The organism is Paracoccus kondratievae (assembly GCF_009301415.1).
Taxonomy (GTDB): domain Bacteria; phylum Pseudomonadota; class Alphaproteobacteria; order Rhodobacterales; family Rhodobacteraceae; genus Paracoccus; species Paracoccus kondratievae.
Window position 1 is genome coordinate 2,114,519 of sequence record NZ_CP045072.1, and the last position, 22,764, is coordinate 2,137,282.

Consider the following 22,764-nt stretch of genomic DNA (forward strand, 5'->3'; position numbering starts at 1 on the left):
ATCCACGCAAGATGCCTGCATGACCAGCGACCCACGGCTAAGCCTGCGCCTGCATTTCGACTCTGGCCTGACCTTCGGGCGCGGCAAGGCCGACCTGTTGCAAGGGATCGAGGAAGAGGGCTCGATCTCGGCCGCCGGGCGACGCATGGGGATGAGCTATCGCCGCGCCTGGTCTTTGGTCGAAGAGATGAACGCGCATTTCACCTCGCCACTGGTGGACAGCAGCCGCGGAGGCGCACGTGGAGGCGGCGCGCAGCTGACTGATCTGGGCCGGCAGGTGCTGGCCGATTACCGCGCGCTTGAGACACTTTTGCGCGAGCAGGGGGCCAAGCATCTGGCCCGTCTTCGCGCAGGGCAGCGATATGTTTCAACGTAAATAACGGTTGCCAGGCTTGTCGCGGTCTGGTTATGTCCAATCAGACATAACGAATGGACCCTCTCATGCGCTTGTCCCTGATTGCTGCCGCCTTACTGGCCTTGGCCCCCGCCGCGCGGGCCGATGAAGTCACTATTTTCGCTGCGGCCAGTCTTAAGGACGCGCTGGATGCGATCGCTGCCGAATGGCAGAAAACCCATGGCGATACGCTGGTGATTTCCTATGCAGGCAGTTCGCAGCTGGCAAAACAGATCCAGCAGGGGGCACCGGCTGATCTGTTCATCTCGGCCTCGACGGCATGGATGGATGCGGTGCAAAAGTCGGACGATATCGACCCCGGCACACGCCGCGACCTCTTGGGCAACACGCTGGTGCTGGTCGGGACCGACAAGCCGGCCAGCGCGGATATCGCTGATCTGCCCGTGCTATTGGGTGATGGCAAACTGGCCATGGCGCTGGTCGATTCCGTACCCGCCGGACAATATGGCAAAGAGGCGCTGACCACCCTTGGCCTGTGGGAAAAGGTCGAGGGGCAGGTCGCCCAGGCCGACAACGTTCGCGCCGCGCTAAAGCTCGTTTCGACCGCAGAGGCCCCCTTGGGCATCGTCTATGGCAGCGATGCGGTGGCCGAGCCGGGTGTCGGCGTGATCGCGACCTTTCCTCAGGACAGTCACGCGCCGATCACCTATCCGGCGGCCGTGACCCGCGCCGCCGATACGCCGCAAGCAGCCGCCTTTCTTGACAGCCTGACGCAAGAGCCGGCAAGGTCCATCCTTGAATCACAAGGATTTACCGTCGCGCCATGATCCCAACCGACTGGCTTGGCCCTCAGGAATGGCAGGCCGTGCGCCTGTCCCTGCGGGTGGCCGGGGTGGCAACGCTTGTCAGCCTGCCCTTTGCCATCGGGGTGGCGTGGCTGCTGGCACGACGGCGCTTTCCCGGGCACGGGCTGCTCAGCGGTATCGTCCACCTGCCGCTGATCCTGCCGCCGGTCGTCACCGGCTATCTGCTGCTCGTCACATTTGGGACCCAAGGGCCGGTCGGAAGTATGCTCAAACCGCTGGGCATCGTCTTTGCCTTCCGTTGGACAGGCGCGGCGCTCGCCTGCGGGATCATGGGCTTTCCGCTGATGGTGCGCGCGATCCGGCTGGGGTTCGAGGCGGTCGACCCCAGGCTGGAACAGGCCGCAGCCACCCTTGGCGCGCCCCGGCCATGGATATTCCTGACCGTGACGCTGCCACTGATCCTGCCCGCGATCCTTGCCGGGGCAACCCTGGGCTTTGCCAAGGCGATGGGAGAGTTCGGCGCAACCATCACCTTTGTCTCGAACATTCCCGGCCAGACCCAGACCCTGCCTTCGGCGATCTATGCGCTGTTACAGACACCGTCGGGCGAAAGCGCGGCGTTGCGACTGGTCGCGGTTTCGGTGGTGATCGCCATGGGGGCGGTGCTGGTCTCGGAGTGGCTGGCACGGCGGATGAAGGGACGAGGCTGATGCTTGAGGTTGCCTTTCGTCACCGCTTTCCCGGGCTGGCACTGGATGTCGCATTCGAGGCACCTTCGGGGATAACGGCGTTGTTCGGTCCCTCGGGCTGCGGCAAAAGCACGGCGATCAATGCCATTGCCGGGCTTTTGCGACCTGATCAGGGACGGATCGCGCTGGATGGCAGGGTGTTGTTTGCCGACAGCACCAACCTTACCCCACAGGCGCGCCGCATCGGCTGTGTTTTTCAGGATGCCCGGCTGTTTCCTCATATGACGGTCGAGGCCAACCTGCGTTACCCCTCGCGCTGGCGGCGCGGCGCGGCGCGGGACTTTGATCGCATCATCGGAATGCTGGCGCTTGAACCTTTGCTACAGCGCCGCCCCGACACTTTATCAGGGGGCGAACGTCAGCGTGCTGCCATCGGCCGCGCGCTTTTGTCGGACCCGGCGCTGCTGGTGATGGACGAGCCTTTGGCGGCGCTTGATGAGGCCCGCAAGGCCGAGATTATGCCCTGGCTTGAACGGCTGCGGGACGAGATCCGGCTACCGATCCTATATGTCAGCCATTCCGTGGCCGAGGTCCTGCGACTGGCGACAACGGTGGTTCTGATGCGTCAGGGGCGGGTGCTGCATTCCGGCCCGCTGACCCGCATCCTTGCCGATCCCGAACTTGCGCCCCAGCTTGGCGCGCGCGAGGCAGGGGCCCTGATCAGCGCCACGGTCGAAGGGCGCGAGGCCGACGGCATGATCCGGGTCGCTACCGCTGGCGGGCCAATGCTGTTGCCCGATCTGGACCTGCCCCAGGGCCAGGCGCTGCGGCTGCGAATCCTCGCCCATGAGGTCATCCTTGCCCGTGAGGCACCGCAGGGGCTTTCGGCGCTGAACGTCCTGCCGGTTACTGTGGCCCGGGTCGATGGCGGGCTGATCCAGCTCTCTTTTGGCAATGAGCGGATGCTTGCGCAAGTCACGCCACGCTCGGTCAAAGCGCTGGAATTGCTGCCCGGAACCCAGTGTCACGCCATCGTAAAATCGGTCTCGGTCCTGCCCAGTTAAACCGGGTCGAGCCATTGTCATTTGCGCCCGGCCGGGGAATTTGCTTATTCTGCCCCGCAAAAAAGACATGAGGGCAGTATGAACAGGTTTCTCAAGCTCGCCATTGTCGGGCTGGTGGCCTCTTGCGGGGGCGGCGGAAACTATAAGGCGCCGCGCAGTCTGGACAACGCCTGCGCCCTTGCAGCGGAAAGGCCCGCCTATATGCGGGCGATGAAGACGACTGAACGGCGCTGGGGCATACCGGTTCATGTCCAGATGGCAACCATCCATCAGGAATCAAAGTTCATCGGCGATGCCCGCACCCCGCACCGCTATGCGCTGGGAATCATTCCCATGGGGCGCCAAAGCTCGGCCTATGGCTATAGCCAGGCTTTGGACGACACGTGGGAGGAATACCGCAAAAAGACCGGCAACCGCCGCGCGCGCCGCGACAACATCCGCGACGCCACCGACTTCATGGGCTGGTACATGAACGATTCGGCGCGGATACTTGGTATCTCGAAATGGGATGCCGGCGCGCAGTATCTTGCCTATCACGAAGGTCGCAACGGCTTTGCCCGGGGTTCGCACAATTCCAAGCCGTGGCTGCTTAATGTGGCGGGCAGGGTTCAGCAGCGGTCCGAGCTTTACCGGGCACAGCTCGCCTCGTGCCGCTAAGGGGCCGGTTCGCCCGCCTATTTGCGGCGGGCGATCTCGTTTTCGATGGTAAAGGTCGAGGGCGGAAAGCTAAGCCCGGTCCGCATTTCACCCAGAATCACCGTCGTGCGCTTGCCGGTGTCATCAGTCACCACCCATTGGCGCAACTGCGTCGGGTTGGCGCTGAAAACCATCTGGATATTGCCGTATTCGGGGTGCTGGGGGTCCTGAGCCGTGACCACCGTGGTATTCTTTTTCTCGGCATAGCCAGTGACCATGCGCGCCTGCCCAAGGTTGATATTGGGCGCAAGGATCAGCGACAGCGGGGTCTTTGACAGCGGATATTGCTGCGGAGTGCCGCGCGTCTTGCCATCAAAGACCGCGACCTGTCCTGCCGAGGCCAGAACCAGCGTCCGGTCACCCTTGTATTCAAACCGGACCCGGTTCGGGCGGTGGATATAGACCACTCCGGTCGAGATCGAGCCATCGGCGTTCACCTGGGTGAAATCCGCCTTGGCGGTCTTGAGGCCGTTGAGATAGCGCGAGATCTCATTCAGCGGGATCTTTTCTGCCAAGGCGGGAAAAGCCATGGCAAGGCAAAGGACGGGCGCAAGGGCGAGCGTTTTCAGTTTCATGAGCGGAATGATACCGGACCTCCAAAGACTTGCACATCACGTTCACTGGATGCGCGCGTGCTTAACGCTGACAGGGCCGTGAGCGTTCCTTACAGCCGGCGCCCGGTCAACAGGCGCGGCATGGGGTCAAGGCTAAGGCCCGCCGCCTGCCGCATGAACCCGCGCCGCAGGGGTGGGATGGCATCAACCAGCCCCATGCCGATTTCCCGCGCCGCACGCAACAAAGGGTTTTTGTTGGAAAACAGCGTATTGACCCCGTCCATACCCATGGCCAGTGCCGTGGCATCCGGGCGGCGCCAGCCCTGATAGCGCGCCAGCACCAGATCGGTGCCGATATCTTCGCCGCGACGGCGGGCCGCAACGATCACCTCTGCCAAAGCCGCCACGTCGCGCAGGCCAAGGTTCAGCCCCTGCCCGGCGACGGGATGCACGCCATGGGCGGCGTCCCCGACCAGGGCCACGCGGGGGGCAACGTAACGCTCGGCCAGCGTGAGATTCAGCGGGTATGAGAATCGCGGCCCGGTCAGGCTGATCTCGCCCAGAAAATCGCCAAAGCGGGGGCGCAACACCGCCAGAAAGTCAGCGTCCGGCAGGGCCATGATGGCGCGGGCCTCGGCCTCGGCCTCGGACCAGACGATCGAGCTGCGATTACCCGGCAGCGGCAGGATCGCCAGCGGCCCGGTCGGCATGAAATACTGATGCGCCGTGCCGTTATGCGGCAATTCGTGATCGACCGCCGCGACCAGCGCGATCTGGCCATAATCGTGACCGACGCGCCGGATCCCCGCCCGCGACGCCACGCCCGATTGCCGCCCGTCCGCACCGATCAGCAGACTGGCGCTGAAACTGCACCCGTCCGACAGGGTGACGCGGATGGCAGGGCCCTCAAGCTCTTGCCCGATGACTGAAAGGCCCGGCAGATGCGTGACCCGCCCCCCCATCGCGGCCAGCAGCGCACGATAAAGGAACCTGTCCTCAAGCATATAGCCCAGACGGCCCTCTTCCAGCTCGGCACCGTCGAAATGCAGGCCAAAGGGACCCGCGCCCTCGCCCGGCAGGCCCTGCGTCGCCTCGACCTTGCGGATCTCTTGCGCATGTGGGGCCAGCTCGGCCCATAGCCCAAGTGCTGCAAGCAGCCGTTGCGAGGCCAGCGCCAGCGCATAGGCACGGCCGTCAAAGACGTCAGAGGCGCGGGCATCGGCCGGGCGGGTATCCACCACGGCCACCGACAGGCCCGCGTCAGCCAGCGCCAAAGCCAGCGCCGGACCATTCAGCCCACCGCCCGCGATCAGGATGTCGAAATCGGTCCTCATGCGGCGCACTATGACTTTCAGCGGCGAAATGTCCATGTGTCATGGTTGCCACCGTGCTCATTGCAGGGCTTCCCGCGCCGGGATAGCCTGCGCATCATCACCATAAAGATATTGGCTCGGGGGAAGCGCATGGATTGGCTCAAGGCATCAGCGGCGGAACAGGGACGTGCCATTCTGGCAGGGTTGATCAGCCCGCTTGAACAGGCCGAGGCCTATCTGGATGCCGCCACGCGCCATCCCTATGGCGAGCGGATCTATGCCCGCCTGACCCCTTCGCGCGCACGGGCCGAGGCCGTCGCCGCCCATGACCGTGCGCGGGCCGGGCTGCGGCGCGGCTTGCTTGACGGGGTAGCGATCAGTTGGAAAGACAATATCGACACCGCCGCCATCCCGACCGAGGCCGGATCGCGCCTGCTGCAAGGCCGCACCCCGCAAAGCGACGCGCCGATCCTGAGCGCGGCGGTGCTGCACGGGCTCGTCTGCCTTGGCAAGACCCATATGACCGAACTGGCCTTTTCCGGCCTTGGCGTAAACCCGATGACGGCTACGCCCCCGAACAGCATTGATCAGGACCTCGCACCTGGCGGGTCCAGTTCGGGCGCGGCGGTTTCGGTCGCCACGGGACTGGCCGCGGCAGCCATCGGCACGGACACCGGCGGTTCGCTGCGGGTGCCTGCGGCCTGGAACGGGGTCGTGGGCTTCAAGCCGACGACCGGCGCGATCAATGGCAAAGGCGTCGTGCCGCTGTGTCCCCGTTTTGACGTCGCCGGCCCCATCGCCCGTACCGTCGAGGACTGCGCCGAACTTTTCGCCGTTCTGCGCAGCGAACCTGCTGCCGATCTGGCGGGAATGGACACGCGCGGATTGCGGCTGATGGTGCTGGACGGCGTGCCCTTTGACGAGGCGCGCGCCGAACCGGTCGCCGCTTTCGAAGATGCGGTCAGCCGCCTTGCCCGCGCCGGCGCCCGCATCACCCATGCCGCACCGCCCTGCGTGGCCGAGGCGATGACGCTTGCCGGATTGCTGTTCTCGCCCGAGGCCTATGGCATCTGGCGCGCGCAGATCGAGGCCGCGCCCGAGCTGATGCACCCCCCGATCCTTGAACGGTTCCGCGGCGGCCAGAATGTGCTCGCCGCCGATTACGTCGCCGCCTGGACCGAGCTTGACCGCCTGCGCGAGACCTGGCGCGAGCTTGTCGCGGGCTTTGACGCGGTGATCCTGCCCACAGTGCCGATCATGCCGCCCCCGGTAGAGCGGCTTTTGAATGACGAGGCATTCTTTACCCGCGAAAACCTGCTGACGCTGCGTAATACCCGTATCGCAAACCTTCTTGGTCTGCCCGCAATCAGCCTGCCAACCGGCCATCCGGCCTGCGGTATCATGCTGATGGGGCGGGCAGGCGACGACCGCGCCCTGCTTACCGCCGCCGCCGCGGCCGAGGCTGCCCTGCGTTGAACCAGTCATTTTCAGGGAAAAACGCGGCCCAAGGTGCGCAAACAGCCCGTGAAACTCTGGACGCATGGGGGGATTGCCGGTAATCTTGCGACAAAACGGGGCGCAACGACCCCGACTGAGAGGCAGTCATGGCAATTCCCGAGCGGTTCTCGAACCTGCCGGATTACGCATTCCCGCGCCTGCGGAACCTGCTCGCGGGGATCGAGCCCGGGGGCGATCCGCTGATCCTGACCATTGGCGAACCGCGCCACGCGCTGCCGGATTTCGTCGGTCCGGTCATGGCCGAAAGCATCGCGGAATTTGGCAAGTACCCCTCGAACGAAGGGACGGCCGAGCTTTTGGCGGCGATTTCGGACTGGCTTGAACGCCGCCACGGGCTGCAGATCGGCCCCGAGCGGATCATGGCCCTGAACGGCACGCGTGAGGGGCTGTTCAACGCCGCCCTCGCGCTCGCACCCGAGCAAAAGAACGGCCAGAAACCGGCGATCCTTGTGCCGAACCCGTTCTATCAGGTCTATGCCGTGGCGGCTTCGGCCATAGGTGCCGAGGCGGTCTTCGTCCCGGCCACCGTTGAAACGGGTCACCTGCCCCGCTTTGCCGATCTGCCCGCCGATGTGCTGGACCGCACTACCGTGGCCTATCTTTGCTCACCCGCAAACCCGCAGGGCAGCATCGCATCCGAGGATTATCTGGAAGAGCTGATCGCGCTGGCCGACCGGCATGATTTCCTGGTCTTTTCCGACGAATGCTATTCCGAAATCTGGCGCGATGCGCCCCCGCCCGGCGCGCTGGCCGTGGCGACGCGCATGGGGCTGGCCGACCGGGTGGTGATGTTCAATTCACTGTCGAAACGCTCGAACCTGCCGGGCCTGCGCTCGGGCTTTGCAGCGGGTGGCGCGGCACAGATCGCCCAGATGCGACGGTTGCGCAGCTATGCAGGCGCGCCTTTGCCGCTGCCGGTTCAGCGTGTCAGCGCCCGCGCCTGGGCGGACGAGGCCCATGTCGACACCAGCCGCGCGCTTTACCAGCAGAAATATGCGATCGCAGACCGGGTGCTTGGCAATGTGCCGGGTTATCAACCCGTGCAGGGTGGCTTTTTCCTGTGGCTGCCGGTCCCCGAAAGCGTCGGGGACGGCGAGGCCGCGGCAAAGAAACTATGGGCCGAGGCCGGCATTCAGGTGCTGCCCGGCGCCTATCTGGCGCGCGACACCGCCACCGGAAATCCGGGGCGGAATTTCATCCGCGTTGCGCTGGTCGCACCGGCTGACCAGACCGAGGCGGCGCTGAACCGCCTGAAAAACTGTTTGTATCAAGGGGGTTGACGCATGGCGAGTTGGCAGGCGAAACACCGCGATCCGCTGTTTGACCAAAGCACGCAGGCTGCGCTGGAACGGCGCGGCAAAGAGCTGCTGGGTGCGGGCCTGGTCATCCTGGGCGTACTGATCGCGATGATGCTGGTCAGCTATTCGCCCGATGACCCCAGTTTCCTTTCCGCAACCGACCAGCCGGCGCAGAACTATCTGGGCCGCTTTGGTGCCTATGTCGCCTCGGCGCTGTTCATGATTACCGGCTTTGGCACCTGGGTTCTGGTGGTCGGCGCCGTCGTCTGGGGCCTGCGGCTGATGCTGCACCGGGGCGAAGAACGCATCATGCGCGGCATCTTTCTGCCGCTCGCCATGGTGCTGGTGTCGGTCTATGCCACCTCGCTTGCCCCGCCCGCTGACTGGACGCAAAGCTTTGGTCTTGGCGGGCATCTGGGCGATATGCTGATGGGGGGCATGCTGTCGGCGATGCCTCTGCGGGCCTCGGTCGCGATCAAGATCCTTGCGCTGCTGACCGCCATCGGCGCCGTTGCGCTGCTGGCATTCGTGCTGGGCTTTGACCGCAAGGAACTGACGGCCATCACCCGCTTTCTGCGCGAGGGGCTGGCAACCGCCCGGCTGCTGGCGTTGCGCGGCGTGGATCGTGGTGCACGCCTGTCCTCGGGCATGGCACAGCGCATAAAAAACCGGGGCGAGACCCGGCGCGAACGTGGAGAGGGCCAGACCACGCAAGCGCGTCGCAGTGCCCTGCCCGGCCTGCGCCCTGCCCCCGCGCCTTTGGCCGAGGATCGCGATTTCGCGCCCGAGCCTGAGCTTGTCGATCCCGAAACGCATTACGCCGAGGATGATGAGCCGCCATCGGATGCCGCAATCAGCGCCCGGATCACCGATGCGATCCGCACCCGCTCGGAAGGCAAAGGGCTTTTGTCGGCGGTGACCGCACGCCTGACCGGAGCCCGTTCGGCCCCGGCACGCAATGAGCCTCCGCTGCGGGCCGGGGACGACGACGAGGATCACTTTCCCGAACCCGTCACCGCCGCACCCTTTGGTGCCGAAACCCCGCGCGTGGTGGTGCCGCCGAAAAAGCCCGCCCCCTCACGCCAGGCGCAATCCGAGGCCCAGCCCGCGCTGCGCTTTGACGATGCGGCAAACAATTACGAACGGCCTCCGCTGTCGCTTCTGTCTGCCCCCTCGACCGTCGAGCGCCATCAGCTGTCGCAAGAGGCGCTGATGGAAAACGCCCGCATGCTTGAGGCGGTGCTGGACGATTACGGCGTCAAAGGCCAGATCACCGAGGTCCGCCCCGGTCCGGTGGTCACGCTTTACGAGCTTGAACCGGCCCCGGGCCTTAAGGCCAGCCGGGTGATCGGGCTTGCCGATGATATCGCACGCAGCATGTCGGCGCTGTCGGCGCGGGTGTCGACCGTGCCCGGCCGCACGGTCATCGGGATCGAGCTGCCGAATGCCCGGCGCGAAAAGGTGGTGCTGCGCGAAATCCTGGCCTCCAAGGCCTATGGCGACGGCTCCCAGCCCCTGCCCCTTGCCCTGGGCAAGGACATCGGCGGCGGGCCGGTGGTGGCAAACCTTGCCAAGATGCCCCACCTGCTGATCGCCGGGACCACCGGCTCGGGCAAGTCGGTGGCGATCAACACCATGATCCTGTCGCTGCTCTACAAGCTGACGCCCGAAGAATGCCGGTTGATCATGATCGACCCCAAGATGCTGGAACTGTCGGTCTATGACGGCATTCCGCATCTGCTTTCGCCCGTGGTGACCGATCCCAAGAAAGCCGTCGTCGCCCTGAAATGGGTCGTGGGCGAGATGGAAGAGCGCTATCGCAAGATGTCCAAGATGGGCGTGCGCAATATCGAGGGCTATAACGGCCGCGTGCGCGAAGCTCTGGACAAGGGCGAGATGTTCAAGCGCACCGTGCAGACCGGCTTTGACGAGGACACCGGCGAACCGGTCTTTGAGACCGAAGAGTTCCAGCCCGAGACCTTTCCCTATATCGTCGTCATCGTCGACGAAATGGCCGACCTGATGATGGTCGCCGGCAAAGAGATCGAGGCCTGTATCCAGCGTCTGGCGCAGATGGCGCGTGCCTCGGGCATCCACCTGATCATGGCGACCCAGCGCCCCTCGGTCGACGTCATCACCGGCACGATCAAGGCAAACTTCCCGACGCGGATCAGCTTCCAGGTGACCTCCAAGATCGACAGCCGCACTATCCTTGGTGAACAGGGGGCCGAACAGCTGCTGGGTCAGGGCGATATGCTTTATATGGCCGGTGGCTCGCGCATCACCCGCGTCCATGGCCCCTTTGTGTCCGACGAAGAGGTCGAAGAGGTCGTGAACCATCTGAAATCCTTTGGCCCGCCCTCATATATGGCTGGCGTCGTCGAGGGTCCGGACGAAGAGCGTGCCGAGTCGATAGATCAGGTGCTTGGCCTGTCCTCGGGCGAGGGGGGCGATGCCGAGCTTTACGACCTGGCCGTTGCCATCGTCGCCAAGGACCGCAAGTGCTCGACCTCTTACATCCAGCGCAAACTGGCGATCGGATATAACAAGGCGGCGCGACTGGTCGAACAGATGGAAGAGCAGGGCATCGTCAGCCCCGCCAACCACGTCGGCAAGCGCGAAGTTCTGGTGCCAGAGGTCTGAAAACCGCACGCATATGCCACTTGGGCCGGGCCGCTTAGCCCGGCCTTTTCTTTATTCGCCCTGCTCCTGAGGCCGACCCAGATGTAAAAGCAGCGCGTCGCGCGCGGCGGGGCGGATCAGCGACCCATGGCTTTCATCAGGATAAGGCCGGTGAATCAGGTTCAGCCCGGGAATACCGGACAATGCAGCAAGGATCGCGGGCGGCTGCGAGGGTGTTTCGGGCTGTCTGCCGGAATTGGCGATCAGAACCGGGGCCGGCGGATCCAGACGCCCGCCCGCCGCCAATATGCCGCCGCGAAACGCCCGCGCCTCACGCAGGGGCTCGCCCGCGTTCCACCAGGTCGAAGGATCAGCGGCGACATGCCGGGCGAAAAGGCGCGGCCGGGTAAAAAGCGCATGTAACACGAAAAGCCCGCCCAGCGAGTGGCCGAACAGCGTCAGATCCTGCGGATTGATCAGTTCGCGCCGGGCCAGTTCGGGCAACAGCGTGGTTTCGATCATGTCGAGAAAGGCGTCCTGCCCTCCGGTCGGGCGTTCGCCCGGACCGCGCAGGTCAGGCTGTGGCGGAACCGGCTTTTTGCCGGGCGAGGTCAGATCGTACCAGCGCCGCAGCGGATCAAAGCGGGTCTTCACCGGGTAACCGATACCGACCACCGCCACCGGCGCGTTGGGCGCAATCTCTTCGCGCAGATGCCACAGGATCGGAAAGGTCGCGTTGCCGTCCAGCGCGACAATGGCCGAATAACCCTGCGCGGGGGGCGGCGCAGCAGGCAGGCCCATAAAGATGCGCCAGGGTTTCTGTGCCGGACCAATGTCGAAATAGCTGGCGCGGGGATCGTCGATACGCTCAGCCGGCTCCATGCCGCGCGGCCTGCGCTCTTGCGCGTGGGCCGATGCAGCCATGGCGATCAGCGAAGCCGCCAGAAGGTTACGTCGGGAAATGGGGGTCTTCATCCGCACCTCGGTCTGCCTGCGGGCTGGCGGTGAACGGGCTTGCCCTTGCAGACGCTGGGTTAGCCGGCACCGGTCATCCGCGCAAGCGGCTTAACCCTCATGCCCCATGACCAGCGGCGCAAGACTGGCCGAGCGATCACGCTGCCCCGAGCCTTCGTCCACCGTCACGACCACCGACAGGCCCGGCTCAAGGTATTCCGCCATCTCTTGCCCCGGATCGATGGCGATGCGTACCGGCAGGCGCTGAGCGACCTTGGTAAAGTTCCCGGTGGCATTCGACGAGGACAGCAGGCTGAACTCGGACGCCGTAGCGGGCGAAAAGGCTTCGATCCGGCCAGTAAAGGCGCGGTGTCGCATGGCATCGACGGTAAAGCTGGCACGGTCGCCAAGGCGCATCCCGTGCAGTTCGGTCTCTTTGAAGTTGGCGATGACCCAGACTTCGGGACCGACATGGCTGACAAGCACCGTCCCCGCGGTCACATATTGGCCCACGCGCACGCCTACCTGTCCCAGCCGCCCGTCTGCGGGTGCGCGGATCACCGTATTATCCAGGTCGATCCGCGCCAACTCGACCTCGGCCCTGGCCGAGGCGATACCGGCGCGTTTCGAGGCCAGCCCGACCTCGGCCCCGGCAACGTTTTCACGCGCAACCGCGATGGCGCTTTCGGCCTGGGTCACGGCAGCTTCGGCCTGACGCAGCGCAAGCTCACTTTGATCGGCCGAGCTTTGCGCCGTCACGCCGCGCGATTGCAGCGCCTGCGCACGATCCCAGTTCGATTTCGCCGTGTCCCTTGCCGCCTCGGCCGAACGCAAAGCCGCCTCGGCCGATTGCAGGCTGGCGCGGGCCGAGTGAACGCTTTGGCGCTGAATCTCAAGCGCGGCCTGCGCCCCCTGCAAGGCGGCCTGAGCCTGCGCAAGCTTCTGGCGATATTGGCGGTCGTCGATCCGGGCTATGACCTGCCCCTCTCTGACGGCCTGAAAATCCTGCACCTCGACCGTGGCGACATAGCCCGACAGCTGCGGAGAGATCGAGGTGAGCTGGCCCCGGATATAGGCGTTCTCGGTCTGCGGATGGGCCGGACGAAACGGCGGCAGATGCCAAGCGTACAGCACGATCAGCAGGCCGGCGATACCGGCAATCAAGGCGATCAGGGTCGGGATAAGATGGTTCTTGGTCATATATCGGACTCGGGATGGGGTCGGGCGGCAGCGAAAAGGGGCTTCATCCGTTCTGCCAGCCAGTCGCGGAACAGATGCAGCAGCAGCGCGGCCAGTGCTGCCACCGCCACCAGAAAGGTAAGAAAGTAAGCGTCGTTATAGGCCATGACATAGGCCTGGGCGCTGGCGTCCTGTGCGATCTGCGCCACCGCCTGCGCACGCCGCAGCGCCGCATCGGCGATCTGCGGGGCAAGGGCGGCGCTGCGCTGCGCGATCTCGGCCGTGGTCAGCGGGTCGGCGGCGGTCAGCTCTTCGCGCAGGACTTGCAGATGCAGGGCCTGACGGTGGTTGATAAGCGTCGAGAACAGGCCCGAGCCCATCGCCCCGCCCAGCGACTGCGTGGACAGAAACACGATGACAAAGGACAGGATGTAATTCGGTCCCCGCGCCAGCGCCGCAAGCAGCCCCCGCATCATTGCCGGCGCGAGAAAGAACGCCCCGGCAAAGGCGATCATCGCCTGACTAAGCATCATCTGCGCCGGACGGGTGTCCTGCGTGGCATGGCTGTCCATAAAGGCCCCGGCGGCGATCAGCACCAGTGCGATGATGTGAAACAGCGGCACGCGCTCAGCCTTCATGAAGGGAACAAGCGCAAGCCCCCCCAGGATCGAAGCAACCGAGATCACCCCGAACAGTCCCACCAGTTGGTCCTGCGTGATCCCCAGCACCTGAAACATGCGCGGCGCGCCCGAGCTTTGTTCGGACAGCACCAGCCGAAAGATCAACAGCGTCACGGTCAGGTGCAGCATCGCCGGACTGGCAAGCCAGCGGATATCAAGCAGCGGCGCCTTGCGATGCAGCTCGATCACCACGGCAACGGTCAGCGCCACGATCGACAGCGCCAGCGTCCAGCCCAGCCATTCGGTGTCGGTCCACCAATGGATCGACCCCATGACAAAGCTGACCGTCAGCCCGCCAAAACCGATAGCGATCAGCAGCCAGCTAAGCAGATCAGCAGCAGCAAGCACCTTGACGCGCGGCTGCGAGGTCAGCGGCAGCGCATAGACCAGCGCCAGTGACACTGCTGCCATCCCCAGCGCCATGTAATGCAGCCCGTCCCAGCCGTTATCACCCATCAGCGCAGGCGAGATCACCCGCGCCAGCATCGGCCCGGTCGCGACCACGGCCAGCACCATGGGCAGGCCGAAGCGCATCTTCCACTGGGGCGGCAAAGGCTCGAGCATATACATGAAGGCCAGCGTCGAAAGCGGGGCCGAGGCCATCCCGGCGCAGAACTGCACCAGTACCGCCGAACGCAGGTCCGAAATGGCAAAGGCCGCCAGCGAAACGGCCAGATAGACAAAGATTGCGACCTCGGCAAAGCGGCGCAGACCGAATTGGGTGCGGATCTTGATCAGCAACAGCGGCATCGAGGCGCGCGGGATCATAAAGGCCGCCATCAGCCATGTCGCCTGCGTGGTGGTGATGCCCAGATCACCAGCAACCTGCGGGATGTTGGTACTGACAAAGCCCTGCGCCAGCCCCTGCGTCAGGCCGATGATGATCGAGGCACCAATATAACCCAAGGCCACCGGCCAGGGTTTTGTAACAAATGACGCCGCCGCCGGGGTGGCAGGTGGGGGCGTGGGCGTCGGTGCGGCCCCTTCTGATGTGGCCGCAGTGGCAGTCATGCTTTCCTCAGCTTCTCGGCATTTTTGGCCATCTGCTTCAGAGTACGGCGCGTCACCTCCAGATCCTCGGGCGGGATATCCTCGGCCAGCTTGGCGTCTGCCTCGGCGCGAAAGCCCAGCAGAGGCTCAATCCGGGCGGTGTCGGTCAGATACACAGCATGTTTGCGTGCGTCCCCGAAAGTCGGGCGGCGCACGGCCAGACCCAGCGACTCCAGCGCATCCAGAAGGCGCTTCAGCGTTGGGGTCTCAATCCCCATTTCCTCGGCCAGTTCCGCCTGGCTGGCGCCTTCGTTGCGGCCGATGATGATCAGCAGCCGGGCGCGGGCAAAAGTCAGCCCGTAATGTTCAACGCGGTGCTCAAAGGCCGAACGTATCGTTCTGGTCAGTCCGATCAGCGTCTCAAACAAGGTCGAGGATTGGTCTTTCATGGCGTCATAGGGCTGGCTGAAACAATTTCATTAGCCAGCTAATTAAATAGATCGCGAGTTTCAAGTCCCCCTCGCCACAATGACGAAAGGGATGGGATCAGTAGTCGCGTTCGTAGAACAGGCCGATGGCGCTATCGCCCTCGCTATCCACCGAACCACGCGCGGTCAGCGTCTTGGAGACATCAAGATTCAGGTTCAGCTTGGTCTTGCCGTCACCGTCGACCTGCACATCGGTATAAAGGTTCTCGGACAGGTATTTGCCCGCCCTGACCGAGACCTTGCCCTGATCATCCGTCGTCAGGTCCAGATCGTCGAGACCGGTCGAGGCGCGCAGCCGCCCGACGATCCCTTCACCGCCACGCCCGGCCAGCGTTGCCACGGCACTTGCCAGTTGCGCGGCTTGCAAGGCGCTTATGTTGTCGAGGCCACGGCCGAACAAAAGCTGCGACAGCACCTCTTCCTGCGGCATCTCGGGCGAGGATTCAAAGGTGATCTCGGGGTCCTGCGCCTCACCATCTATGATGATGCGGGTGGTGATATCGTCTTGCTGTGTCTGGGCAACCAGCCGGATGACCGGGATCAGGCTGCCCTGCAGTTCGATCAGACCCTCGGTCATGTCAAAACGCTTACCCAGCAGGTCGACGCGGCCACGGATCAGCTCCAGTTCGCCGATGGGGATGGGCTGGCGGGCGTTGCCGGTCAGGCGGATCTCGCCCCCCAGCTCTGCATCGACGCCGCGACCGCGGACAAACACCTCATCAGGAGCCGAGATCAGCAGATCGAACTGTGCCGGATGCGCCGGGGGCGTTGCCGGAGGCGCGGCCATCCCCGCCTCGCGCGAGGCTTCGCTGGGGAATTCAAGCAGCCCGGCCTTGGCGCGGGTCTGACGTTGCGGCGGGCGTTCCGAACGGTGGATGATATCCGGGATAGCCTTGGCCCCACCAAGCCCGGTCGAGGGGATGCGCAGCTCGGTCGTGCCGACGTCGATCCGGCCCGAAACCATCGGCCCCTGTCCCAGCATGCCCGCGACGTTGATCGTGCCATTCACCCGTGTCTCGTAAAGGTTCGGGTCGCGCAACACGACATTCGCCAGCCGTACATCCAGATTCATCTGGCGATTGCCAGTCAGATTGACTGGGCCGGTCACGGTGATCGTCCCGCCCGCCTCGACCGCGCCCTGCACATTCACGTCGATCCGGCCGCCGTTGAAATCAGCATTCGCATTCAGGCCAGCCACCGCCAGCCCAAAGCGCGGCTCGGCCAGTCGGCCATTGGTCAGCGCCACCCGGCCCGACAGGGACTCAAGTCCCGGCCGCCCGTTCAGGCGGAGGTCGAAATTCAACGGCCCCTCGACCGAGCGGGTACGCAGGAAGGGGTTCGCAGCAGCAGCATTGGTATTGCCATTGACTGTAATATCGGCAGTGGACAGGTCCGTCGCCGCCGAACCGGTTATCCGCGCCTGCGTATTGCCCGGTCCCGTCGCCGTCAGGTTCACATCATAGGCGCGACCGGTGTTCTGGATACGCCCGGCCACAGTCAGCGGGCCGGGGAACCCGGGCACCAGCAGCGCAAGATTGTTCAGCCTGGCATCCAGATTAAGCCCCTCGGTCGGGTTGCCGTCACCGGTGATGCTGAACTGGCCGTTGCCAGCGCGCAGCCGGCTGACAGTCAGGCTGCCATCCGGGCGTTGTGCGGCGGCCAGATCAAAGCGGGTCTCGCCGGCAAGGACGGCATCGGCCTGCGGATTACCAACGCCCAGCCCCCGGGCCGAACCATTCGCGGTGATCTGCCGCCCGCCGCCCTGCTCGTCCACAACATGGCTTGTGGCATTCACCGCACCACGGAAACCGCGGCCCAGGAACCGCAGGTCATCGGCGCGCAGGGTCGCAGTCAGATCGGTCGCGCCCTTGCCCAGCTGGCCTTCGGCGCCGACATGCAGGCGCGGGTTCTCGACCGTCGCCGTCTCGATCGCCAGAACGCCGCCGCGCTCGACACCGCGCAGAACCAGCCTTGTCTCGCCCGCCAGCGCGCCATCGACCTGCGTCTGACCAAAGGACAGGTTGGTTCCGGTGCCCGTCACGTCCAGCAACCGCGCGCCGGTCCCGTCATCCTTAAAGCTGCCCTGCGCGGTCAGCGCACCACGCCAGCCCCGGCCAAGACTTGCCAGGGATTTCACATCGACCTGCCCGGTCATGTCAGTGCCGCTGGGCGCAATGCGCCCGCGCGCCGAAGCAAGCATCTGTTCATTCGTCAGGTTGAAATCGTGGACAGTAATCTCATCCCCGCGCTGCTCAGCCGAGAGGCGCAGATCGGTCACGCCGGTCAGCGCGCCTTCGACATCCTTCTGGCCAAGACGCAGGTCGGTACCGCGCCCGGTCAGCTCGATCCGGCGGGCGCCGTCCTGTTCGACCGCCGTGGCCTCGGCCGTCAGCCCACCAGACAGGCCGTTGCCCAGCACCGCAAGATCAGGAACCGAGAAGTTCAGCGTCGCATCCATCGTCCCCGGCGCGAAACTGCCGCGCCCCTGCGCGTCAAGCTGGGGGTTGCTCAGCCGCAGGGTCTGAACCTCAAAATTCCCGCCCTTTTCAACCGCCTCGACCAGAAGGTCGGTTTCACCCTTCAGGGCGCCGTCAAGCTCGGCCATGCCGGTGACCAGATCCTGCCCCTTGCCGGTCAGGGTAATCTTGCGCGCGCCCGATGCTCCGGTCACACGAGCCTCGGTCCTGACGCTGCCGGCAAAGTTCGGATCGGCAACCGACAGATCCGGCATGTCGATGGTCGCGGTCAGCGTGCTTGAATAGCTGTCCAGCCGCCCTTGCGCCTCGGCCGTCAGGTTCTGTGCGTTCACCGTCAGCTTGCGCAGGTTGATGCCCGAAGTGTCACGCCGCGCGCTAAGCCCGATCCGCGACTGACCTGAAAGCATCCGGTCGGCATGTTCCTGTCCAACGCTGATATTGTTGCCCAGGACCTGCGCCTCGACATCAAAACCTTTGCCAAGCAGGGCATAGCTTCCCTTGATATGTGCGTCAGCCGTGCCGCCAACCTCGCGCCCGGCCAGGGTCGAAAAGCGCCCGATATTGCGGTGCTGTGCGGTAATGTCGCCCGACAAGGTAATGCCGGTGCGCAGACCCGAAACCGTCGCCTCGCCCTTGAAGCCGAAATCCGCGCCGTTGATGTTCATGCCCCAGAGCCGCAGCGCATTGCCGGGGGTAAAGGCAAAGTTCAGACCGCCGTTCAGCGTATCACCCATCGCCTGCGCCAGACCGGGGTCGGAATGGGTCAGGCCGTCCATGCCAAAGGCGACCCAGCCCCGCACCTCTTCAAGCGCCTGCTCGGCCGTCAGGGTGACGCGGCCACGACCATCCACGCGCAGTTCGGACAGCGAGACATCGTCACGGGCGATATCGCCCACCACGCCCTTAAGCACCCAGCCCGAGCCCTGCGTTGCGTCGTAATCCAGCCGCAGGTTGCCCGAACGAACCGTTGTCGGCTTGTCGGCCCAGGGCAACAGCACCGGCAACTTGGCCGCACCTGCGTCCTGTCCCAAAAGCAGTGTCAGATGCGCGCTTTCAGGTGCACCCCGGCTGGTGGTGGCAAGGTTTCCGTCCACGCGCAAAGCATCGGTCGCCACTTGCAGCGAAGGAATGACCAGCCGGCCATCCTGACCAAGCCAGCCCTCGGCCAACAGTTTGGACTGGCTGCCGAAAAAGGCGCGGTGCTGGGGCGGAACCAGCGCAGCGACATCGCCGCCAAGCTCGGCCCGGAAGGCGGTGCCGGGCGCACCGCTCTGCTCGACCGAATCGACCGAGACAGTGCCGGTCACACGCGGCTGGCCGTCAGTTGCCAGCTTGATGCTGGCGTTGAAATCCGCCAACGGCCCTTCGCCCGCGATCTCGGCAGCGACAGCGGGACGGTCGTGCAGCTGAACCGCGTTGACGAACAGACCGTCGCGGTCCTCGTCCAGTTTCAGGTCAAGGCGCAGAACCCGGGTTTCGTTGGAAAAGGCTGCATCCAACGCGAATTCGCCGCGCGGCCCGTCCACGCGATTGATGGTTAGTTTCGTCTCACCCTCGCCGCCCGACAGGTTCATCGAACCGTCTATGGCGATCACCGCCTCTTGCCCGATCACCGGCTGACCAAGCTCGACCCGGCTGATGGCGATGCGGTCGATATTCACGCCCACTGGCAGCTGGGGCAAAGAGAATTCGCGCGCCTCTGCCCGGGGCGCGCTTTCGCCGCCGCCGGGCAGGCGCGGCAGGATCACCCGCTCGGCCGAAAGCTCGTCGATCTCGACCCGGCCAGCCAGCAGCGCCGAGCGGGTCCATTGCATCGCGCCGTTTTCCAGCGTGATCCACGCGCCGTCGTCATCGGTAATGGTCATGCGGTCAAAGGTCGCGCGCGAGGACAGGGCACCCCGGAAACCGTCTATCACCACCTGCCGCCCGGCACCGGACAGTTTCTCCTCAAGAAACCGGGTGATAAAGCCCTTGTCGTCCTCGACCTGCTGCGAGATCTCGGCGGCGCTGTCCTGCGCCAAGGCAGCCAGCGGGGCGGTCAGCGCCAGACAAAGCGCGAACGCAAGACGATAAACCAGATCACGCATCAGAACGCCTGCCCCAGACCGATATAAACCTGCACCCCGCCGTCATCGCCATCGCCGCCGCCGACGGGTGTAGCGATGTCAAAGCGCAGCGGCCCGACCGGAGTGCGATAGCGAATGCCCGCACCCGCGCCCGCCTGCCAGCCGCTGGCACCGGACCAGGCACTGTCCTCCCACACCCGGCCAGCGTCGGCAAAGACGGCAAGACCGATGCGTTCGCGGATCTGGATACGCGTCTCGGCGGTCAGGGTGACGATGGACATGCCTCCGGTCTTGACGGTGCCCTCGGGCCCCTCGATCACCTCAACGCCAAGCGATTCATAGGAATGGCCGCGTACCGTGCCGCCGCCGCCAGACCAGAACAGATAGTCGCGCGGTGTCTCTTCGATCTCGGGGCCGACGACGGTGCCAAGCCGCACGCGCCCTGCCAGCGTAAAGCGGTCATCGGTGCCAAAGCTGTAATAGGTGCGGCCTTCGGCAACGACCTGCGCGCCCGAGCCGGTCCCATCCCGCAGGCCGACAAAGGGGGTGATCCCGCCCGACAGCCAGTAGCCGCGCTTGGCATCGGTTGTATCGTCCCGCTTGTCCCAGGTGACCGAGGCGGGCAGCGCAAGCAGCCGGAAATTCGTGCGCCCACTGTCGTCATCGACCTTAAGGGCGCGGTATTGCAGGGCGATATCGGCTGTCAGCTCATCGCTGGGAATCCAGGTGAAGCCCAGACCGAAGGTGCCGGATTCAAGATCGTAATCCTCTTCCTCAAGGCTATCGACCCTGGCAATCAGATAGCCGGTCGTATCGGCGGTGATGGTCGCGGGCCGGTCAATGCGCAGCCCAAGGCTGTAATCCCGCCCGGTATCCCCCCCGATATCCGATATGCTGGCATCGACGCGCAGCCGCTCGCCGCCGCGGAAAAGGTTGCGGTTGATCCAGTAGCCAGTCAGCGACAGGCCGTCGGTGTTGGAATATTCAAAACCCGCGCCCAGACGGCGCAGTTTTTGCTCGGTCACCAGCAGGTCGACATCCAGCGTATTTCCGGGACCGATGTAATCCGATTCGGTCAGGGTGATGGCCGAGAATACGCCCGAGCGACGCAGGCGCTTGCGCACATCCTCCAGCTTTTCGGGGTCGAAACGCTCACCTTCGGGAAAGCCTGCGATCTTGCGCAGACGGCGGGGGTCCATACGTTTCTCGCCCCGGATCGTCAGCTTGCCAAAGCGCAGTTGCGGGCCGGGCGCCAGATGGATGCGGCTGTCCACCTGATTGGCGACGTGATCGGCGATGATCTCGGTCTCGGCGACGGCCGCCTTGGCGTGGCCGACATTGCGCCAGCCCTCGACCCCGGCCAGCGCGGCATTCTTCATATCGCCGGTGCGGGCGATCTCACCCCGGCGATAGTCGCGTGGCAGATCCGTCCCGGGTGCTACCGGCGCAATCTCGGCCCGGCTATAGCGGAAACGCGGCCCCGGCTGGACCGAGACAACCACCTGCCGCACCGCCTTGGGCGCATCGAGCGGTGCAATACTTGCCGCCTCTACCCCGTCCAGCCTGATGTCGATGACGCCCGAGTAATAGCCCTGATCGTAAAGCACCCCCAGGATGCGGGCATAATCCCCCCGCGCCGCCGCCAGCATATCCTGTCCGGCCACCCGGCCTTCGTCCTGGGCGCTGACCAGCAATGAGGTCTGCCTGATCGCCGCGAGCAGATCGTCGTCGCCGCCACTAACCTTGATATCCAGCTGAACCGGAGAGGAAGCGTTCCTGTCGCCGCGCCCGAACCAGCCCGAAAACGGCGAGGATGAGGCCGAGGACTGCGCCCAGACCACCCCCGCGCCGGCGCTCAATGCGACCGCGGCAACTGCACCTGCCCTGATCCAGCTTTTCATTGCCTGACTGCCCTGTTTCTGGCGTTTTGCCAGAGCATCGCAGGGAGTGGAGGCAAAATCCAGCGCAGCAGCCCCGTTCAGGGTAAATTTCAGCGGATTGCGGCCAGACAGCCATGCAATGCGGCCATGTCGTCACGTATTACCCCGACGGGCACGGCCTGCGGAATGCGCGCCATCAGCGGATCGGACAGGAAAGCACACTCGAATATCCCGAACCTGTCTGTGCAGGAACGCGCCACGCTGCCAGCCAGAAACAGCCCGTCCATCGGCATGAACCGCAAGGCAAGTTCGCGGCAGAACAGGCCAAACAGCCGCGCATAAAGGGCAAGCGTCGCCTCGGCCATGTCATCGCCCCGGGCGGCGGCCTCAACCACCGCCTCGGCCCGGCCCTGAGGCTGGCCCACGCGCATACTGTGCAGCCGGGCAAGACCGCGGCCCGCGAACAGCTCCTCGACCGAATCAATGGCGCGGCCCGCCTCGCCCAAGGCGGCGATCAGCGGCTCAGCCACCGATTGCGGCAGTCGGGTGTGGCCCTCTTCGGATTCAAGGCAGGCGATGCCGCCTTCGGGCAGTACCTTGACCGCGCAGACATTGAACCCGGTGCCCGCGTTCACCACCAGCCGCTGACCGTTCGACAGTGCACCCTTTGGCGTGGCGCGCAGAAAGCCCGCCGCCTCGCCATCCAGTGCCGGAGTGGCATAGCCCAGCGCGATCAGGTCGTTGATCAGCCGGGCACGCGGTGCGCCCGACAAAGCCCGCAGCCGCGCCTCGGAAAAGGTCCAGTCGCGGTTGGTCAGCCGCGCCTCATCGCCCCAGACCGGCCCGGCGACGGCAACGCAGACTGCCTCGATCCGGGGACTGCCCTGCTGGGCAAGATATTTCACAACTACGTCGTCAAAGGTCGCATGGTCATCGCCGCGAAACCGCGTGATCGCGCCCGTATCCAGCGCCCCATCCCGCGCCAGCGCCATACGCGCATTGGTGCCACCCACATCCGCCAACAGGATCGCCATGCCTGCCCCCATACATTAGCCGCAGTCTGCTGCGGGCCTTCTAGGCTATTCCGCGCCAGGCTGCTAGCGCTCACACCTCTATCTGGCGACCTGCTTTCATC

Annotated in this window: 17 protein-coding genes; 8 read left to right on the forward strand and 9 right to left on the reverse strand. The window is 64.8% G+C overall.

Translation table 11 applies throughout. From position 1 onward, the window contains the following. Positions 1-19 precede the first annotated feature (19 nt). The 5 genes from F8A10_RS10585 (at position 20) to F8A10_RS10605 (ending at position 3,571) form a co-directional block, all read left to right on the forward strand. Complete coding sequence (locus F8A10_RS10585) at positions 20-376, forward strand: winged helix-turn-helix domain-containing protein (RefSeq protein WP_152367259.1); 357 nt, start codon at positions 20-22, stop codon at positions 374-376. Positions 377-441: 65 nt separating this feature from the next. Then, positions 442-1,182, forward strand: coding sequence for a molybdate ABC transporter substrate-binding protein (gene modA / locus F8A10_RS10590; protein ID WP_152367260.1), 741 nt, complete (start codon positions 442-444; stop codon positions 1,180-1,182). After that, positions 1,179-1,871: a molybdate ABC transporter permease subunit gene (gene modB, locus F8A10_RS10595; protein WP_010391805.1), complete on the forward strand. Its 693-nt coding sequence runs from the start codon at positions 1,179-1,181 to the stop codon at positions 1,869-1,871. The genes modA and modB overlap by 4 nt, the downstream gene beginning before the upstream one ends. Continuing rightward, positions 1,871-2,914 (forward strand): molybdenum ABC transporter ATP-binding protein, encoded by a 1,044-nt coding sequence (gene modC / locus F8A10_RS10600; RefSeq protein WP_152367261.1) that lies wholly within the window; start codon positions 1,871-1,873, stop codon positions 2,912-2,914. The genes modB and modC overlap by 1 nt, the downstream gene beginning before the upstream one ends. 78 nt (positions 2,915-2,992) lie before the next feature. Further along, complete coding sequence (locus F8A10_RS10605; protein ID WP_010391807.1) at positions 2,993-3,571, forward strand: transglycosylase SLT domain-containing protein; 579 nt, start codon at positions 2,993-2,995, stop codon at positions 3,569-3,571. Positions 3,572-3,588: 17 nt separating this feature from the next. Here the strand turns inward: F8A10_RS10605 and F8A10_RS10610 are convergent, their stop codons facing one another. Continuing rightward, a complete protein-coding gene (locus F8A10_RS10610; RefSeq protein WP_085502034.1) occupies positions 3,589-4,185 on the reverse strand; it encodes a LolA family protein in 597 nt (198 codons plus the stop codon). A gap of 89 nt (positions 4,186-4,274) precedes the next feature. Continuing rightward, positions 4,275-5,534, reverse strand: coding sequence for a UbiH/UbiF/VisC/COQ6 family ubiquinone biosynthesis hydroxylase (locus F8A10_RS10615; protein ID WP_152367262.1), 1,260 nt, complete (start codon positions 5,532-5,534; stop codon positions 4,275-4,277). Positions 5,535-5,627: 93 nt separating this feature from the next. Here F8A10_RS10615 and F8A10_RS10620 point away from each other — a divergent pair, with 93 nt between their 5' ends. From F8A10_RS10620 to F8A10_RS10630, 3 genes are all read left to right on the forward strand, one after another. Continuing rightward, the gene (locus F8A10_RS10620; protein ID WP_152367263.1) at positions 5,628-6,953 is read left to right on the forward strand and encodes an amidase; all 1,326 of its coding nucleotides are present in this window, start codon (positions 5,628-5,630) and stop codon (positions 6,951-6,953) included. A gap of 128 nt (positions 6,954-7,081) precedes the next feature. Then, positions 7,082-8,275: an aminotransferase class I/II-fold pyridoxal phosphate-dependent enzyme gene (locus F8A10_RS10625; protein WP_085502032.1), complete on the forward strand. Its 1,194-nt coding sequence runs from the start codon at positions 7,082-7,084 to the stop codon at positions 8,273-8,275. A gap of 3 nt (positions 8,276-8,278) precedes the next feature. After that, positions 8,279-10,936 (forward strand): DNA translocase FtsK, encoded by a 2,658-nt coding sequence (locus tag F8A10_RS10630; protein WP_010391817.1) that lies wholly within the window; start codon positions 8,279-8,281, stop codon positions 10,934-10,936. 51 nt (positions 10,937-10,987) lie between these two features. Here the strand turns inward: F8A10_RS10630 and F8A10_RS10635 are convergent, their stop codons facing one another. The 7 genes from F8A10_RS10635 to F8A10_RS10665 all read right to left on the reverse strand — a co-directional run bounded on the left by F8A10_RS10635 (position 10,988) and on the right by F8A10_RS10665 (position 22,663). Further along, entirely contained in the window at positions 10,988-11,890 is a 903-nt protein-coding gene (locus F8A10_RS10635; protein ID WP_152367264.1) for an alpha/beta hydrolase, read from the reverse strand. Between the two features lie 90 nt (positions 11,891-11,980). Continuing rightward, positions 11,981-13,069: an HlyD family secretion protein gene (locus F8A10_RS10640; RefSeq protein WP_085502030.1), complete on the reverse strand. Its 1,089-nt coding sequence runs from the start codon at positions 13,067-13,069 to the stop codon at positions 11,981-11,983. Further along, the gene (locus F8A10_RS10645) at positions 13,066-14,739 is read right to left on the reverse strand and encodes an MFS transporter (protein WP_010391824.1); all 1,674 of its coding nucleotides are present in this window, start codon (positions 14,737-14,739) and stop codon (positions 13,066-13,068) included. The genes F8A10_RS10640 and F8A10_RS10645 overlap by 4 nt, the downstream gene beginning before the upstream one ends. Continuing rightward, positions 14,736-15,167: a MarR family winged helix-turn-helix transcriptional regulator gene (locus F8A10_RS10650; RefSeq protein ID WP_010391826.1), complete on the reverse strand. Its 432-nt coding sequence runs from the start codon at positions 15,165-15,167 to the stop codon at positions 14,736-14,738. Before F8A10_RS10650 ends, F8A10_RS10645 begins: the two co-directional genes overlap by 4 nt. Positions 15,168-15,264: 97 nt before the next feature. Then, positions 15,265-19,770, reverse strand: a complete 4,506-nt coding sequence (locus F8A10_RS10655) for a translocation/assembly module TamB domain-containing protein (protein WP_152367265.1) — start codon at positions 19,768-19,770, stop codon at positions 15,265-15,267. Then, entirely contained in the window at positions 19,770-21,650 is a 1,881-nt protein-coding gene (locus F8A10_RS10660; RefSeq protein WP_085502028.1) for an autotransporter assembly complex protein TamA, read from the reverse strand. The genes F8A10_RS10655 and F8A10_RS10660 overlap by 1 nt, the downstream gene beginning before the upstream one ends. 89 nt (positions 21,651-21,739) lie before the next feature. Then, the gene (locus F8A10_RS10665; RefSeq protein WP_152367266.1) at positions 21,740-22,663 is read right to left on the reverse strand and encodes a glucokinase; all 924 of its coding nucleotides are present in this window, start codon (positions 22,661-22,663) and stop codon (positions 21,740-21,742) included. Positions 22,664-22,764: the final 101 nt, after the last annotated feature.

Excerpts from the sequence above, each read along its gene's own strand:
- F8A10_RS10585 (WP_152367259.1), top strand. The coding sequence starts at position 20 with ATGACCAGCGACCCACGGCTAAGCCTGCGCCTGCATTTCGACTCTGGC.
- modA (WP_152367260.1), top strand. The coding sequence starts at position 442 with ATGCGCTTGTCCCTGATTGCTGCCGCCTTACTGGCCTTGGCCCCCGCC.
- modB (WP_010391805.1), top strand. The coding sequence starts at position 1,179 with ATGATCCCAACCGACTGGCTTGGCCCTCAGGAATGGCAGGCCGTGCGC.
- modC (WP_152367261.1), top strand. The coding sequence starts at position 1,871 with ATGCTTGAGGTTGCCTTTCGTCACCGCTTTCCCGGGCTGGCACTGGAT.
- F8A10_RS10605 (WP_010391807.1), top strand. The coding sequence starts at position 2,993 with ATGAACAGGTTTCTCAAGCTCGCCATTGTCGGGCTGGTGGCCTCTTGC.
- F8A10_RS10610 (WP_085502034.1), bottom strand. The coding sequence starts at position 4,185 with ATGAAACTGAAAACGCTCGCCCTTGCGCCCGTCCTTTGCCTTGCCATG.
- F8A10_RS10615 (WP_152367262.1), bottom strand. The coding sequence starts at position 5,534 with ATGGACATTTCGCCGCTGAAAGTCATAGTGCGCCGCATGAGGACCGAT.
- F8A10_RS10620 (WP_152367263.1), top strand. The coding sequence starts at position 5,628 with ATGGATTGGCTCAAGGCATCAGCGGCGGAACAGGGACGTGCCATTCTG.
- F8A10_RS10625 (WP_085502032.1), top strand. The coding sequence starts at position 7,082 with ATGGCAATTCCCGAGCGGTTCTCGAACCTGCCGGATTACGCATTCCCG.
- F8A10_RS10630 (WP_010391817.1), top strand. The coding sequence starts at position 8,279 with ATGGCGAGTTGGCAGGCGAAACACCGCGATCCGCTGTTTGACCAAAGC.
- F8A10_RS10635 (WP_152367264.1), bottom strand. The coding sequence starts at position 11,890 with ATGAAGACCCCCATTTCCCGACGTAACCTTCTGGCGGCTTCGCTGATC.
- F8A10_RS10640 (WP_085502030.1), bottom strand. The coding sequence starts at position 13,069 with ATGACCAAGAACCATCTTATCCCGACCCTGATCGCCTTGATTGCCGGT.
- F8A10_RS10645 (WP_010391824.1), bottom strand. The coding sequence starts at position 14,739 with ATGACTGCCACTGCGGCCACATCAGAAGGGGCCGCACCGACGCCCACG.
- F8A10_RS10650 (WP_010391826.1), bottom strand. The coding sequence starts at position 15,167 with ATGAAAGACCAATCCTCGACCTTGTTTGAGACGCTGATCGGACTGACC.
- F8A10_RS10655 (WP_152367265.1), bottom strand. The coding sequence starts at position 19,770 with ATGCGTGATCTGGTTTATCGTCTTGCGTTCGCGCTTTGTCTGGCGCTG.
- F8A10_RS10660 (WP_085502028.1), bottom strand. The coding sequence starts at position 21,650 with ATGAAAAGCTGGATCAGGGCAGGTGCAGTTGCCGCGGTCGCATTGAGC.
- F8A10_RS10665 (WP_152367266.1), bottom strand. The coding sequence starts at position 22,663 with ATGGCGATCCTGTTGGCGGATGTGGGTGGCACCAATGCGCGTATGGCG.